The sequence below is a fragment of the Kitasatospora sp. NPDC087271 genome, assembly GCF_044744605.1.
Taxonomy (GTDB): domain Bacteria; phylum Actinomycetota; class Actinomycetes; order Streptomycetales; family Streptomycetaceae; genus Kitasatospora.
In genome coordinates, this window is record NZ_JBIUYQ010000037.1 from 44,875 (window position 1) to 59,557 (window position 14,683).

A 14,683-nucleotide genomic window follows, 5' to 3' on the forward strand; every position below is an offset into this window, starting at 1 on the left:
GTCGTCGCGTCACCGTGCGGCGAGGCGTCGCGTCACCGTGCGGCGGGGCGCCGCACATCATGACGTCGCAGCGGACGCGGCCGAATCGACATCGGCCCGAAACTTCTTCTCGGGGCCCTGCTCATCACGCGGGGTTGGTGGGGGCGGTGGTGACGGCGACCGCGTTCGCTCCGACGATCACCAGCATGGCGAGCCAGGCCGCCGCGCCGAGGTGCTGGCCGAGCACGACGAGGCCGATCAGCGCGGCGAAGACCGGGTTGACGCTCATGAACACGCCGAAGAACTGCGTGGGCACCCGCCGCAGCGCCAGCAGATCGGCCAGGAAGGGTACGGCCGAGGACAGCACGCCGGCGGCCAGCGCGCAGGCCAGGGCGGCGGCGGTCGGGGGACGGAGCCACAGCACCACGATCCCGACGGGAAGGTAGAGCACCCCCGAGAGCGCGGCGGCGGCGGCCGAGCCCTCCAGCCCGGGCAGGCGGCGGCCGACGACACGGTTGAGCAGGATGTAGCCGGCCCAGCACACCGCCGCGAGCAGGGCCAGGGCGATGCCCGGGTAGTCGGTGGAGGGCGAGGGCCGGACCAGGACGACCACCGCGGCCGCGGCGGCCACCGCGCACAGGGCGTCGAGGCGCCGGCGCGAGCCGACCAGGGCCACCGCGAGCGGACCGAGGAACTCCAGGGTGACGGCCAGCCCGAGCCCGATGCGGTCGATGGCCGTGTAGAGGGACAGGTTCATCACGGCGAACACCACCGCGAGCCCGAGGACCGGACGCCACTGCGCCGCCGTGAACGACCGCGGCCGCGGCCTGCCGACCGCCCACAGCACCCCGGCGGCCACCCACTGACGGACGGCCACCACACCCGCGGGGCCGATCACCGGGAAGGCGAGCGCCGCCATCGAGGCTCCGGCCTGGTTGGACAGGCCGGAGCCCAGCATCAGCGCCACCCCGGCCAGGCGCCCGTCACCCCGGGCGGTAGCGGCGTCGTGAGAGCTCTTCAGCACCATGCCCTCCACAGTGGAGCCGACGTAGTCATACGCAAAATGCATTCACCGGCCCATTGATACGTTGGGCGTATGGATGAGCGACGACGAAGTCCCGCCGATCTGGAACTGAAGCACCTGCGCTGCCTGGTCGCCATCATCGACACCGGCAGCTTCACCGACGCCGGCCCCGAGCTGGGCATCTCCCAGGCCGCCGTCTCCCGCAACCTGCACGCCCTGGAACAGTTCCTCGGAGTGCGGCTGCTGCACCGCACCAGCCGCACGATCGCGCCCACGCCGGCCGGCGTACGGGTCCTCTCCCGCGCCCGCGTCCTGCTCGCCGGCGCCGACGACCTGGTCGAGGAAGCGACCGCCGGCCACGCCCGGCTCCACCTCGGCCACGCCTGGTCCGCCTTCGGCCGCCACACCACCGACTTCCAGCGCCGCTGGCACGAGCGCCACCCCGAGGTCGAGCTGCGCCTCGTCCGCCACAACTCCCCCACCGGCGGGCTGGCCGAAGGCATGTGCGACCTCGCCGTCGTCCGCGCCCCGCTCGACCTGAAGCCCTGGTCACACGCCCTGGTCGGCCACGAACACCGCATCGTCGCACTCGCCTCCGACGACCCGTGGGCCCACCGGCGCAGCATCCGCCTCGACGAGATCCCCGCCCGCACCCTCGCCATCGACCGCCGAACCGGCACCACCGCCCTGAACCTGTGGCCCGAGGAGCAGCGGCCCGCCGTCATCTACACCCACGACATCGACGACTGGCTCGCCGCCATCGCCACCAGCCGCTGCATCGGCGTCACCCCCCAGGCCACCGCCGCCCAGTACCGCCGCGACGGCATCGTCTACCGCCCCCTGCGCAACGCCGCCCCCGTCCCCGTCCACCTCATCTGGCGCCGCCAGGACCCCCACCCCGCGACCCACGCCGCAGTCGCCCTCGCCCTCGACCTCGACCTCTACCGCGAGAAGCCCGACTCCCCGCCGCCCCCGCGAAAGTGACAGCGGCACCCCAGCAGGGCCGCCTCGCTCTCCCGGGCACACGAGATCCGCGGCACGGCTACGGCAGGGGGCCGAGGTCGCCTTCGACGACGGTCTCCGTGATCAGGGGGCGCTCCCAGAGGGTGAGGAGTTCGTTCGCGAGGGCCATGATCGGGCGCAGGTCGTGGTCGCTCGGGGCCTCGATGGCGGCGGCCGACAGGCCGCGCGGGATCCTCACCGGCACGCTCCACCCCTGCCGGCCGACCAGCCCCGCCACCTCGCCGCCCGACGCGGCGAGCGCCTGCGCGTGGTCAGCCCGCAGGAGCCGCAGCAGGGGCTCCCAGGTCGCGAAGTCGTACAGCGAGGACGACGAGGGCGGCAAGGACGACGACGAGGACAACGAGGGCCTCCAGCAGGTCCGGTGATCACGGCAGTGGCGATTATGACGCCCGCCCCCGACAGTTCGGAGTGCTCCGGGAGGCCGACGCACCCGGGCCCTACCCGTGCTGCCCCAGTCCGTCGCGCAGCAGGGCGAAGGCCCGCTCGGCGGCGCGGACGGCCTCCGGGTAGTGGTCGTCGGCGGACGTGCCGTCGGCCAGGCGTTCCTGGTTCATGACCGCCAGTTCCCGCTGCACCACGATCACCTGGGTGGCCACGAGACGGGCGTCGAGCGGGTCGACGTCGGCCTCCAGCAGTGCCTCGGCCAGCTCGTCGCTGCCGCGTGCCGCGTAGCGGATGATCCGTGCCGCCAGGCTCTCGGTCTCGACGATCATGCGGAGGAAGGCCATCACCTCGGGGTCGTCGCACAGGCCGGTGTTCGGGTCGCGGCGCGCCAGGGCGTCGAGCATGGCCGCGCGCAGCGCCTCCAGCGGCGGCTGGCCGGCCGGGCGGGCGCGCACCGTCCGGGCCGCTTCGCCCTCGTGGTCGGCGAACCGCTGGAGTACGAGGTCTTCTTTCGTCGGGAAGTACGCGAAGAGGGTCCGCCGGGAGACCTCCGCCGCCTCCGCGATCTCGGTGATCGAGACCTGGTCGAAGCCCCGGTCGAGGAAGAGGCGGATCGCCGTCGCCGCGATCGTCTCCCGGGTGCGTTCCTTCTTGCGTTCCCGCAGGCCCATCTGCTGATTCATGCACTCAGTCTACCTTGTGGTAGACTGAGTGCAGAATTGCACCCAGTTTCTTCTTTCGGGAGGTCATCGTGCGAACCGAGGTCATCGTGGTGGGGGCGGGCCCGACCGGGCTGATGCTGGCGTACGAGCTGACGCTGGCCGGAGTGCCGGCCGTCGTCGTCGAGAAGCAGCGCACCCACAGCACCCAGTCCCGGGCGGGCGGACTCCAGCCGCGCACCGCCGAGGTGCTCGACCTGCGCGGGCTGCTGGAGCCGCTGCTCGCGCAGGAGCCGTCCGACAGCACCACCGGCGGGCACTTCGCCACCCTGCCGGTCGAGCTGGACTGCCGGCCCTGGCGCACCCGGTACCCCCACCCGGTCAACGTTCCGCAGATCCGGCTGGAGGCCGACCTCGAACGGCTCCTCGGCGAGCAGGGCGTGCCCGTGCTCCGCGGCCACGAAGTGACGGCGGTCGCGCAGGACGCGGAGGGGATCACGGTCACGTGGCACGCCGACGGCACCCCGGGCGGCGGTGACGCCCCCGACGGCGGTGAGGTCCGGGGCGACGGCGAGGTCCGGGGCGGCGGTGAGATCCGGGGCGGCGACGGTGAGATCCGCGGCCGCTACCTCGTCGCGTGCGACGGCGGGCACAGCACGGTCCGCCGGCTGCTGGGCGTCCCGTTCCCCGGCCGGGAGCGCCGGATGTCCGCCGTGGCGGCCGACATCACCCTCGCCTCCCGGTCCGAGACGGTCCCCACCGAGCGCAAGCACTTCAGCCAGTACACCCGCGTGGCCGGCGGCTTCCACTCGATCCTGCACCCCATCGGCCCGGACCTGTACCGGATACTGTTCGGCAGGCTCTCCGGACAGGGCCCGGACCGCGAGACGCCGGTCTCGGCCGACGAGGTCCGCGAGGCGCTGCACGCCGTGTACGGCCCCGACACCGAACTGGGTGAACTGCGCGCCGCCTCCCGGTTCGGCGATGCCGTCCGCCAGGTCGAGCGCTACCGCGAGGGCCGGGTGTTCTTCGCCGGGGACGCGGCGCACATCCACATGCCGATCGGCGGCCAGGGCGTGAACCTGGGCCTCCAGGACGCGGTCAACCTGGGCTGGAAGCTCGCCGGCACGATCCGCGGCTGGGCGCCCGCCGGCCTGCTCGACAGCTACCACGAGGAGCGGCACCCCGTCGCCGCGCGCGTGCTGCGCCACACCCGGGCCCAGGCCGTGATCATGAATCCCGGCCGGGACGAGGAACTCGGCACGGTCCGCGAGCTCGTGACCGAGCTGCTGGGCCTGCCCGACACCAACCGGTACGTCTCGGGCATGATGTCCGGCCTGGACCTCCGGTACCCCGGCGTCGGCCCCCGGCTGATCGACCTGGACCTGACCACCGAGGACGGCCCGACCCGGGCGAGCCGGCTGATGCGCTCCGGCCGGGGCCTGCTGCTCTCCCTCGACGGCAGGCGGCGGTCGGTCGGCGACCGGTCCGACCGGGTCGAGCACGTCATGGCGAAGACCGACGAGGACGTGGACGGCGCCGGCGCCCTCCTGGTCCGCCCCGACGGCTACCTCGCCTGGACCGACACCGACGGCACCCCGCTCGACACGGCCCTCGCCCGCTGGTTCGGCTGAGGCCCCGGGCGGTTCGTCGGCGCGCCACGATCCTCGGCGCGCCGACGGACCGCCCGTCGCGCTGCCGTCACCTGCCGCACGGGTCATCCGGCGGTTCTGCGGAGGCCTCGCCCCGGGAGGAGCGCGGCTCGCTCTATCTGGAGCATCCGATCCAGATAGGCTACGGTGAAACCATGGCAAGGACCCGGGAGTTCGACACCGAGGCGGCGGTGAGCCGCGCCATGGAACTGTTCTGGACGCGCGGCTACGAGACGACCTCGGTGCGCGACCTGACCCAGCACCTGGGGATCGGGCAGGGGTCCCTGTACGCGGCGTTCGGCGACAAGGCCGGCCTGTACCGGGCCGCGCTGGACCACTACCGCGCCACCCTCGCGGCGGATGCCCTGCGCAGCCTGGAGGAGGGGGCGGACGCCCGCTCGGCGATCCGCACGATGCTGATGGAGCGGGTCCGCATCGCCGCCGAGCACGGCGGCCGGGGCTGTCTGGCGGTCAATGCCGCCTGCGAGCGCCTACCGGGGGACGCGTCGATCCGGCGCACCGTGCGGGACATGCAGGATGTCAGCCGGGACGCGCTCGCCGAGGTGCTGCGGGTCGCGGCGGAACGGGGTGAGATCGCGGCGCGGCACGACCCGCAGAGCCTCGCCGCCTTCTTCGTCACCTTCCTCAACGGGCTGCTGGTCTCCTCGAAGATCACACCGGACCCCGTAGCCCTCGCACCCGTCGTGGAGGTCGCGCTGACCGCCCTCGACTGATTTTTTCATGTCCGCAATCTGTATCGCACGATCCAGATAAGGGCCGGGCCCCGCACCCGCGGAATCCGCCGCTCCATCCCTGCTCGATCGCAACGCTCCACCTCTGCTCCATCGCACCGCTCTACCTCTGCTCCATCGAAACGCTCCACCTCTGCTCGATCGCAACGCTCTACCTCTGCTCCATCGAAACGCTCCACCTCTGCTCGATCGCAACGCTCCATCGACACTTCGGAGGACCCGTGCCCATCGCCCCCACCCCGAGTACGCCCGCCCTCGGCGGCAGCCGCTGGAACACCTTCCCCGCGGCCGGCACCGCCCTGACCGCCCGTGAGTTCTTCACGGCCACGGAGCCGCTGCTCCAGGGCGTCATCGATGACAACGCCCTCACCGCCGCCGACGGCGAGGTGCTGGAGGCCCAGATCCGCGCGACCCTCGCCCTCGGGACCCGGGAGACCTCCCTGCCGCTGGCCGTCGGCCCCGGCAGCGCCCCGGCCGCTCGCGAACTGGGCGCGCAGGCCGAGGAGATCGGCCATGAGCTCGCCTCCTGGGCCGCCGCGGCCCTGGAACGGCTGCTCGCCGACCGGATCGCGCTGCCCGCCGGCCCGCTGGTCGTCCGCAGCCACTGCTACGGCCACCTGCTCACCCCTCCCGCGACCGACCTGCTCCTCGGCCGCCGTGGCGGACCCGTCACGATGCAGCTCTACAACGAGTGGCTGCACCAGGTCGTCCTGCTGCGCGACGCCCTGCTGCCCTTCACCAACTGGCAGGACGTCCCGCTGCTGATCACTCCGACCGGGCTGCGGCACATCGAACCGGCCCGGGACGCGTTCCTCACCGAACTCCTGGTCCGCCGGATCCGGCACGCCAGCATCGTGGCCTTCGCCCGCCACGCCGTCACCGGCACCTCCGGCACGTCCAGCACCTCCGGCACGTCCGGCACGTCCAGCACCTCCCGCACCTCCGGCACGTCCGGCGCCCCCAACCCCTCCGGCCCGGCCGGCTACGGCTTCGAGGCGAGCGGCGGCACCGCCCTGCCGGCCGTCCTCGACCAGCCGCCCCTGACCGCCCCCCGGTACCTGCTGACCTGGCGTCCCGACCCGGCCGCCGACGAAACCGTCACGCACGTCGCCGAGTTGCGGGACTACTACGCCGCGCCGCGCACCCTCGTCGAGCACCTGCCGCCCGCCACCACCGCACCGGGTCCGCTCACCGGCCGCATCACCGGCCGCGTCGTCGCCGGGCCGGTCGCCGGCGGGGCCCGCACCGCCGCCATCGAGCTCACCCACGACGGCGCCACCGCCCGCGTCGACCTCGGCCAGGCCCTGCGCGGCCACCGCTTCGCCCACCGGCCGGACGGCGCCACGGGCGACGTGCCCGCCGACGCACCGGTCGCCGACGCACCGGTCGCCGACCCGCCCGCCGCCGCGGACGTGTGGACGGCCCTGCGCGCATCGGGGCTGGTGTGGACGCAGGCGGGTGACGCCGTCCTGGACGCCACCGGCCAGGGCGACCTCGTCGTCCTGGCCCTGCTCGGCCGGCTCTACCCGGAGAACGTCACCCTGCACCCCGCCGACCGCCCCGTCACCCACCCCGCCGAGCGGGCAACCGCCTCCGGCGACGGCCCGAGCCGGCTGGTGGTCCGGATAGATCCGCCGCAGGCCGACTGACGCCCGCGCCACGAGAGGAAGCACCGCCCCTCGGTAGCCGACGCCCGGCCACCGAGGGGCGGGTACGGGTCAGCCGGCCCGGTAGCGGGTGGCGAGTTCGGGGCTCTGCGCGCCGAACGCCGCCAGCTCGGCCCGGAAGACGGCATCGAGCAGGCTCGCGTCCTCGACACCGGGCGCGCAGACGACCTCGCCGAGTTGTAGGCCGCGCAGGGCCGCGGTGACGACGTCCTCGGCACTCATCCTGGGTACGGCGCTGAGATCGAGGCCCTGGCGCTCGTGGAACTCGGTGGCCACCACCCCCGGACAGACGACCTCGACCTGGACGCCGGTGCCTTCGAGCTCGGCGGACAGGGTCTGGCTCATCGCGACCAGGTGGGCCAGGGCGCCGGCGTAGACGGCGCGGCGGGGCAGCTGGGACTGCGGGGCGGGTCCGCTGAAGGCGATCATGCCGGCCACGTTGATGATCGCGCCCCGGCCGCGCTCCTGCATGCCCGCGACGGCGGCACGGGTGAGCAGGGTGGGGGCGAGAACCTTGACGTCGACCAGTTCGCGGGCCAGATCCGCAGGCAGGTCGGCGAGCGGCATGTAGTGGGCGACGCCCGCGTTGTTGACCAGCAGTGTCAGCGGTTCGGCCGCGCAGATCCGCGCCACGGTGTCGATGCCCTCGCCGGTGGAGAGGTCGGCGGCCACGGATCGCACCTCGACCCCGGTGTGGGCGGCGGCGAACTCCTCCAGCCGCTCCCGGCGCCGGCCGACCAGCACCAGGTCGTAGCCGTCGCCGGCCAGCCGCTCGGCGAATGCCCTGCCGATTCCGGAGGTGGCGCCGGTGACGAGTGCGAGGTTGCTCATGGGCGTCGTTCCCTTTCGGTAGTCGGCCGAGGCGGCCGGAGTGCGGGTCTCGCGGCGTCACGAGGGTGCTGTCCGTGGCTGATCGATCGTCAGTGGGTCGGGGGCCCGTACCGGGTGGCTACTGCGGTGATCGCGATGAGGATGGTCGCCGTGACCGCGATCGTGGCCCAGGCGGGGAGCAGCGGTCCGGCGGGGAGGACTGCGGACACCAGGTCGAAGAAGAGCTCGAACCAGCTCGCCCGGTACCCGTGTCCGGCCGGGGCCGGCATCCCGGTGGAGTCGTTCACCGCTCCAGGGTGGTGATCGTGCCCCGGCCACGGGGTGCGGCACGCCGTGGCCGGGGCGAGACCCCACCGGTCAGCCGTGTGACCCCGCGGTCACCACGGTCACCACGGGACGGGGCCCTCCTCCTCGAAGAACCCTCCGGTGGGGCCGTCGGGGGCGACGGTGGCCATCCGGACGATGATCTTGGCGCACTGCTCGGCCGACACGGTGCCGCGGGGGTTGAAATCGGTGGCGGCGGCCCCCGGGTGGACGGCGTTGATCCGCATGTCCGGGAAGGCGTTGGCGTACTGGACGGTGATCATGTTGACCGCGCTCTTGGACGAGCAGTAGGCCACCATCGGGAAGGTCGCCTCAAGGCCGGCGGGGTCACTGCACCGGGTGAGGGAGCCGCCGCTGCTGCTGACGTTCACGATGACGGCGTGGTCGGCGGCCTCCAGCAGCGGCAGGAAGGCGTGGGTGACGCGGACGAGGCCGAAGACGTTGGTGGCGTAGACCGTCTCCATGTCGTCGGCGGTGATCTCGGCAGGCGGGTTCCACCTGCCCGGGACGCCGGCGTTGTTGACCAGGACGTCGAGGCCGCCCGCCTCCTCGCGGATCAGCCGCGCGGCGGCCTGGACGGACTCCTCGCTGGTGACGTCGAGCTGCACCGCGCGGGCGCCGATCCGCTCGGCGGTTTCCCGGCCCCGTTCCAGGTCGCGCGCACCGAGGTAGACGGTGTGTCCGGCCCCGGCCAGTTGGCGGGCGGCCTCCAGGCCGATCCCGCGGGTGGCTCCGGTGATGAGTGTGGTCGTCATGGCGTGCTGTGAAGGCGCCGGGCCCCTCGTGATCCGGGGCTCCTCGCGCCTTCACCTCCTTTCCGGGTGGGTGGAGACGTACGGTCGCGCCGTGCGCGTTCCTACGGTGTGCTCAGAGCTGTGAGCCGTTGCCTGCTCTCCTCGTCGGCGGCGGGCATGACCGCGAGGAACTGGTCGCGTTCCTGGGCGACGGTGAGGACCTGCCAGTCCAGCCGGACCTCGCCGACGACCGGGTGCAGGATGCGCTTGCTCCCGAAGCTCCTGCCGGAGACCCGGTACGTGGTCCACCAGTGCTGGAAGTCGGAGTCCCCGGCGCTCAGCTCGGCGACCAGTTCGGCGAGCCTGGGGTCGCTGGGGTAGCGGCCGGCGTCCATCCGCAGGTAGGCGACGCACTCACCCGCCGACAGGTCCCAGTCCGGCACGCGCTCGCGCGTCCGCGGGTCGAGGAACGTCAGCCACAGGTAGTTGCGGTGCTCCTCGGGGACCGCGGCGAAGTCGAGCAGCAGCTCGGCCGCGAGGTCGTTCCAGGCCAGGATGTCCATGAACCGGCCCAGGACCACGGCGGGCGTGGTCCGCAGATCGGCCAGTACGGCCAGCACCGCGGCGGGCACGACCTGGTGCTGCGAACGCCGCTGTCGGCGGGCCGGGGCCAGGTCGGCCAGCTGGCGCAGGTAGTCACGCTGGTCGTCGTCCAGCAGCAGGGCGCGGGCCAACGCGTCCAGGACACTGCCGGACGGCGCGGGCAGCCGGCCCTGCTCGAGGCGGGTGTAGTAGTCCACGCTGATCCCGGCCCGCCCGGCCACCTCCTCCCGGCGCAGCCCGGCCACCTTGCGCGACCGTTCGTACGCGGGGAGTCCGGCCTGTCGGGGGGAGACCTCCGCGCGCCGGGCACGCAGGAACGTGGCGAACTCCCGGCGCTTGTCGTTGTTCGTGCTCACACCGGCCACTGTGCCAGGGCGCCGCGCGAGCTGGCAGGACATGTTTTTCCCTGGAAGAACGTGTCCTCCCGGCCCCGGCCCGCGGCAGCGGCCATGGGTGGAACGGCCTGCGGCAGGACGGTTTCAGGCGCGCCGGACGCCCCCACGCCTGCCGGGGTGGCCAGCGGGTCCACCGGCGGCCCGGAGCGCGGTCAGGGCATGGGAACGGCTTCCAGGCAGGGGTGGATGGTTCCGTACTCGGCCGGCGCGGCGAGGACTTCCGCGATGGTGCCCCGGATCTGGACGCGGAACAGGCCGGTGGCGTCCTCGTAGACGGGCTCGCGCGCGGGGCCCAGTTGGTCGGTGAGGTGCACGATGACGGTGTGCGCTGCGGCGTGGGCGCCGGGCGCGCCGGGCAGGGCGATGGCGTAGCGGCGGACGGGGTCCATGGTTCTCGGCTTGCGGTGGTGCGGGGTGGCCCGCGTGCGGTCAGGGGTCTGCGTTCTCGGTGTGCGGGGGGCCGGCGGGGCGTTCGGTGGCGGCGGGGGTGAAGAGGCCGGTCGTCTCGGTGATCGCGAGCAGGCGCTCGACCTGGGTGCTGGCCGCGGTGATCGCGAGGGTGCGGTCGGTACGGTGCGCGGTGCTGCGCAGGCCCAGCAGGAGGTTGAGGCCGGAGCTGTCGCAGAAGGGGACGCCGGACAGGTCGACGTCGAGCCCGGTGCCGCTGGCCTGCAACGCGCGTCCGAGGGTCTCGTCCAGGCCGCCGGCGACGTCGAGGTCGATCTCGCCGTGGACCGTCGCACGGACCCGGTCCCCTTCGACGGCGAGCCGGACCAGCAGGCCCTCGGCGACGCGCAGGTCTGTGGGCACGCTCCCATTGACCGGGGGCGGCGCGGGGGGTGGAGGAGTCGGGGTCGGGGCAGCGGAACGCGCCACGGGCGGCTTACCGCGCATGGTCTCTTCTCCTGCCTGTGAGCCGTGGGACGACATCTCCAGCGTCTGCCGAATCCCTTCTCACGTCAACCGATACGTGAACGGAAATTCGTCAATGGCAATGCGTGCAATCGGGTTCGGCCATGCGTGTCATCGGTGTGTCATCGGTGTGCCCTCGGCGTGCCCTCGGCGTGCCCTCGGCGTGCCCTCGGCGTGCCCTCGGGATCCTACGAGGGACCGAGCACGCCGTACCGGCCGAGGGGCGGGTGGGCGGGCGGAGCGGTCAGCGCAGCAGGACGGCCAGCAGTTCCGCCAGCGTCGGGCCGCTGTCGGCGGGGTGGCGCAGCTGCTTGCCGTCGAGGACGCGGTAGACGTTGGAGCGTCCGACGCGGTGGTGGCTGAGATAGCCCGCCGCTTCGAGGTCGGCGATGATCCGCTGGACCGCTCGTTCGGTCAGCAGGCAGCTGGTCGCTATGTCGCGCACCCTGATGCCCGGGTCCCGGGCGATCTGCACCAGGACGCGCGCGTGATTGGTCAGGAACGTCCACTGGCGCCCGATTGCCGGCTGTTCTTCCACGCCCTCAGGATAGGACGGTCGCGTTGGCTGAGACATGAGAGGAATTCGCGTGCTCCTTCCCGCTTTTCGTGGTCGCGGCGTCGCACCGTCGTCAGCCCTCGATCGCGTTGGCGATGCGGTGGAGCACGCCGCCACTGGACGGGCGGCGCGGCGCGGTCTCGCGCATGGCCTGCATCCGCTCGCCGATCTCCTGGAGTTCCCTGCGGCCGAGTGCGGCCCGGACCATCGGGAACCAGGAGCCTTCCTCCTGGTCGATGTGCCGGTCGACCGCGTCGATCAGGACGGCGGTCTTGGCGTCGTAGCCCTCGTCGCCGGGGCTCATTCGGCTCAGCTCCTCACAGAGCAGGTCGGCGACGTGGTGTTCCTGCCGGGCGCGGTCCATGTCCTCGGCGAGGCCGGGAACCTCCTGACGGATCCTGGGGTAGACCAGTTCGTCCTCCAGGTAGGTGTGGACGGTGAGCGCCTCCACGATCCGCTCGACCGTCTCGTGCCGCGCGTCGCCCCCACCGTCTCCGTCCCCGTCCCCGGCGGCGAGTTCCCGGTACTGGCGGAACAGGCGGCGGACTTCCTTGTGGTCCTCCCGCAACAGGACGATGGCATCGTTCGACATTGCTCGTCTCCTCACTCAGAGGCTTCCCCTCCCGACCCAGGCGTGTCCCCCGAGGCCCCTTCGTCAAACACCGCACTGAAACACCGCACTCAAACACCGCGCGCCTCTGCCCAGCACCGCTGACCTCGTGCTGCGGCACCGACGGCCGCTCGCGCGCGGTTTGCCGGGCCACCCACCGGGCAGCCGCCCCGCCGACACGAGCCGGGGGCCGCCGGCCCGGCCGCCCCGCGCCGTTCCCAGGACGGAGATCGCGACATGCCCATCAACCCCGAAACCCCCCAGCCCGAGCCGCCCGCCGACCCCGGACCCGACGCCAAGAACGCCAAGAACGCCACGGACGCCAAGAACACCACCGACGCCAAGGACGCCGCACTCGACGCCTTCCGCGCCCCCGACCCGGACGGCCCGCTCACCACCGACCAGGGTGTGCGCGTCGACGACACCGACAACTCGCTCCTCGTCGGCGACCGCGGCCCCACCCTGCTGGAGGACTTCCACCTCCGCGAGAAGCTCACCCACTTCGACCACGAGCGCATCCCCGAACGCGTGGTGCACGCCCGCGGCGCCGGCGCCTACGGCTTCTTCGAACCGTACGAGTCGCTCGCCGGGTTCACCTGCGCCGACTTCCTCCAGGAGGCCGGGCGCCGCACCCCGGTGTTCGTGCGCTTCTCGACCGTGCAGGGCCCGCGCGGCTCCGCCGACACCGTACGGGACGTCCGCGGCTTCGCCACCAAGTTCTACACCCGGCACGGGAATTACGACCTGGTGGGCAACAACATGCCGGTGTTCTTCATCCAGGACGCCGTCAAGTTCCCGGACTTCGTCCACGCGGTGAAGCCCGAACCGCAGAACGAGATCCCCACCGGCGCCTCCGCGCACGACACCTTCTGGGACTTCTGCTCGCTCCAGCCCGAGTCCACCCACATGCTGATGTGGGTGATGTCCGACCGGGCCATCCCGCGCAGCTACCGGATGATGCAGGGCTTCGGTGTGCACACCTTCCGCCTGGTGAACCGGGACGGGCGCGGCACGTTCGTCAAGTTCCACTGGCGGCCGCGGCTCGGCGTCTGCTCCCAGGTGTGGGACGAGGCCCAGATCACCGCCGGGCGGGATCCGGACTTCCACCGCCGGGACCTGTGGGAGGCGATCGCGGCGGGGGACTTCCCCGAATGGGAGCTCGGTGTCCAACTGGTCACGGCGAAGGACGAGTTCGCCTTCCCCTTCGACCTGCTGGACCCCACGAAGCTGATCCCGGAGGAACTGGTGCCGGTGCGTCCGGTGGGGCGGATGGTCCTCGACCGCAACCCGCAGAACTTCTTCGCCGAGACCGAGCAGGTGGCCTTCCACACCGCCAACGTCGTGCCCGGGATCGACTTCACCAACGACCCGCTGCTCCAGGGCCGCAACTTCTCCTACCTGGACACCCAGCTGATCCGCCTGGGCGGCCCCAACTTCGGCCAGCTGCCCGTCAACCGCCCGCTGGCCGACGTGCGGACCAACCAGCGCGACGGCTACGGCCAGCAGGTCGTCCACCCGGGGACGAGTTACGCACCGAACTCGGTGGGCGGCGGCTGCCCGTTCACCATGGGCGGCGGCCACCTGCCGGAAGGGGTGTTCCAGCACTACCAGGAACGGGTCAACGGCAGGGCGATCCGGCGGCGCAGCCCCAGCTTCGCCGACCACTACAGCCAGGCCGCGCTGTTCTGGCGCAGCATGGCGGGCTGGGAGCAGCGGCACATCACCGCCGCGTTCGCGTTCGAGCTCGGCAAGGTGGGCGACGAGGAGGTACGGCGCCGGATGGTCGGCAACCTGGTGCGCGTGGACCCCGACCTGGCGGCGGAGGTCGCCCGGCGCATCGGCGTGCCCGAGCCGCAGCCGGCGCCCGAGGACCGGGCGGCGGCGAGGGGCGGCGAGGCGGCGGTCCCCCGGGTCTCCCCGGCGCTCAGCCTGGAGAATCTGCGCGGCAGCGGCATCCGTACCCGCAAGGTCGCCGTGCTGACCGCGCCCGGGGTCGACGGCGGCCAGGTACGGGCCGCGCACGAGCGGCTGGGTGCGCAGGGCGCCGTCGTGGAGACGCTGGCCGCGCACGGCGGTCACGTGGCCGCCCGTGGCGGTGACCCTCTGCCGGTGGACCGCCCGCTGCCCACCACCGCCTCGGTGCTGTACGACGCGGTGGTGGTTCCGGACGGCGCCGGGCCCGCGCTGGCCACCGATCCGGACGCCGTCCGCTTCCTCGCCGAGGCGCTGCGCCACGGCAAGCCGGCGGCGCTGCTCGGCTCCGGCGTCGAACTGGCCCGGCGGGCGGTTGCGACGCGCCCGGGGGCCTGGCCGGCGTCACGCTCCACGACCTGCGGGAGCCGGCGGATCCGGCCCTGTGGGACGGCTTCGCCCGGCTGGTCGAGCAGCACCGCTTCCCGGAGCGCTGACGCCGCAGCGGCGCCACGGACGTGGGGGGGGGGCCGGGCCGGGGGGGGGGGGCGGGGGCGCCGGGGGGGGGGGGGGGGGGGGGGGGGGGGGGGGGCGGGGGGGGGGGGGGGGCCCCGGGGGGGGGGGGGGGGGGGGTGGGGGGGGGGGGGGGGCCGGGGGGGGGGGGCCC

At 73.2% G+C, this 14,683-nt stretch carries 16 protein-coding genes; 5 read left to right on the top strand and 11 right to left on the bottom strand.

Translation table 11 applies throughout. The annotated features are described in order from the left end of the window. Positions 1-124: 124 nt before the first annotated feature. Positions 125-937 carry an EamA family transporter gene (locus ACIO9K_RS35465; protein WP_400335953.1) on the bottom strand — a complete coding sequence of 271 codons (813 nt, stop codon included), beginning with the start codon at positions 935-937 and terminating at the stop codon, positions 125-127. A gap of 138 nt (positions 938-1,075) precedes the next feature. Between ACIO9K_RS35465 and ACIO9K_RS35470 the strand changes: the two genes are divergently transcribed. After that, positions 1,076-1,987: a LysR family transcriptional regulator gene (locus ACIO9K_RS35470; RefSeq protein WP_400335928.1), complete on the top strand. Its 912-nt coding sequence runs from the start codon at positions 1,076-1,078 to the stop codon at positions 1,985-1,987. Between the two features lie 58 nt (positions 1,988-2,045). Here the strand turns inward: ACIO9K_RS35470 and ACIO9K_RS35475 are convergent, their stop codons facing one another. Beyond that, on the bottom strand, positions 2,046-2,366 hold the full coding sequence (locus ACIO9K_RS35475; RefSeq protein ID WP_400335930.1) for a hypothetical protein: 321 nt from the start codon (positions 2,364-2,366) through the stop codon (positions 2,046-2,048). 97 nt (positions 2,367-2,463) lie between these two features. Next, positions 2,464-3,093: a TetR family transcriptional regulator gene (locus ACIO9K_RS35480; RefSeq protein ID WP_363625618.1), complete on the bottom strand. Its 630-nt coding sequence runs from the start codon at positions 3,091-3,093 to the stop codon at positions 2,464-2,466. A 68-nt stretch (positions 3,094-3,161) separates the two neighbouring features. Between ACIO9K_RS35480 and ACIO9K_RS35485 the strand changes: the two genes are divergently transcribed. The 3 genes from ACIO9K_RS35485 to ACIO9K_RS35495 all read left to right on the top strand — a co-directional run bounded on the left by ACIO9K_RS35485 (position 3,162) and on the right by ACIO9K_RS35495 (position 7,122). Then, entirely contained in the window at positions 3,162-4,703 is a 1,542-nt protein-coding gene (locus ACIO9K_RS35485; RefSeq protein WP_400335932.1) for an FAD-dependent monooxygenase, read from the top strand. Positions 4,704-4,876: 173 nt separating this feature from the next. Then, positions 4,877-5,455 (top strand): TetR/AcrR family transcriptional regulator, encoded by a 579-nt coding sequence (locus tag ACIO9K_RS35490; protein WP_400335935.1) that lies wholly within the window; start codon positions 4,877-4,879, stop codon positions 5,453-5,455. A gap of 239 nt (positions 5,456-5,694) precedes the next feature. Next, positions 5,695-7,122 carry a hypothetical protein gene (locus ACIO9K_RS35495; RefSeq protein WP_400335937.1) on the top strand — a complete coding sequence of 476 codons (1,428 nt, stop codon included), beginning with the start codon at positions 5,695-5,697 and terminating at the stop codon, positions 7,120-7,122. Between the two features lie 69 nt (positions 7,123-7,191). On the opposite strand, the gene ACIO9K_RS35500 is transcribed toward ACIO9K_RS35495, so the two are convergent. The 8 genes from ACIO9K_RS35500 to ACIO9K_RS35535 form a co-directional block, all read right to left on the bottom strand. Further along, positions 7,192-7,971 (bottom strand): SDR family NAD(P)-dependent oxidoreductase, encoded by a 780-nt coding sequence (locus ACIO9K_RS35500; protein ID WP_363586935.1) that lies wholly within the window; start codon positions 7,969-7,971, stop codon positions 7,192-7,194. Positions 7,972-8,060: 89 nt separating this feature from the next. After that, positions 8,061-8,258, bottom strand: a complete 198-nt coding sequence (locus ACIO9K_RS35505) for a hypothetical protein (RefSeq protein WP_400335939.1) — start codon at positions 8,256-8,258, stop codon at positions 8,061-8,063. Positions 8,259-8,357: 99 nt separating this feature from the next. Then, positions 8,358-9,050 carry an SDR family NAD(P)-dependent oxidoreductase gene (locus tag ACIO9K_RS35510; protein ID WP_400335941.1) on the bottom strand — a complete coding sequence of 231 codons (693 nt, stop codon included), beginning with the start codon at positions 9,048-9,050 and terminating at the stop codon, positions 8,358-8,360. Positions 9,051-9,151: 101 nt separating this feature from the next. Next, positions 9,152-9,988 carry a helix-turn-helix domain-containing protein gene (locus tag ACIO9K_RS35515; RefSeq protein WP_400335943.1) on the bottom strand — a complete coding sequence of 279 codons (837 nt, stop codon included), beginning with the start codon at positions 9,986-9,988 and terminating at the stop codon, positions 9,152-9,154. Between the two features lie 191 nt (positions 9,989-10,179). Further along, the gene (locus ACIO9K_RS35520) at positions 10,180-10,416 is read right to left on the bottom strand and encodes a DUF6296 family protein (RefSeq protein WP_363586939.1); all 237 of its coding nucleotides are present in this window, start codon (positions 10,414-10,416) and stop codon (positions 10,180-10,182) included. Between the two features lie 40 nt (positions 10,417-10,456). Then, positions 10,457-10,837, bottom strand: coding sequence for an STAS domain-containing protein (locus tag ACIO9K_RS35525; protein WP_400335945.1), 381 nt, complete (start codon positions 10,835-10,837; stop codon positions 10,457-10,459). A gap of 346 nt (positions 10,838-11,183) precedes the next feature. Then, positions 11,184-11,513: a helix-turn-helix domain-containing protein gene (locus tag ACIO9K_RS35530; protein WP_363586941.1), complete on the bottom strand. Its 330-nt coding sequence runs from the start codon at positions 11,511-11,513 to the stop codon at positions 11,184-11,186. A gap of 55 nt (positions 11,514-11,568) precedes the next feature. After that, on the bottom strand, positions 11,569-12,087 hold the full coding sequence (locus ACIO9K_RS35535) for a hemerythrin domain-containing protein (RefSeq protein WP_363625634.1): 519 nt from the start codon (positions 12,085-12,087) through the stop codon (positions 11,569-11,571). Positions 12,088-12,342: 255 nt separating this feature from the next. Here ACIO9K_RS35535 and ACIO9K_RS35540 point away from each other — a divergent pair. Further along, positions 12,343-14,683, top strand: a 2,341-nt coding sequence (locus tag ACIO9K_RS35540) for a catalase (RefSeq protein ID WP_400335949.1), incomplete at its 3' end; no start/stop codon positions are given.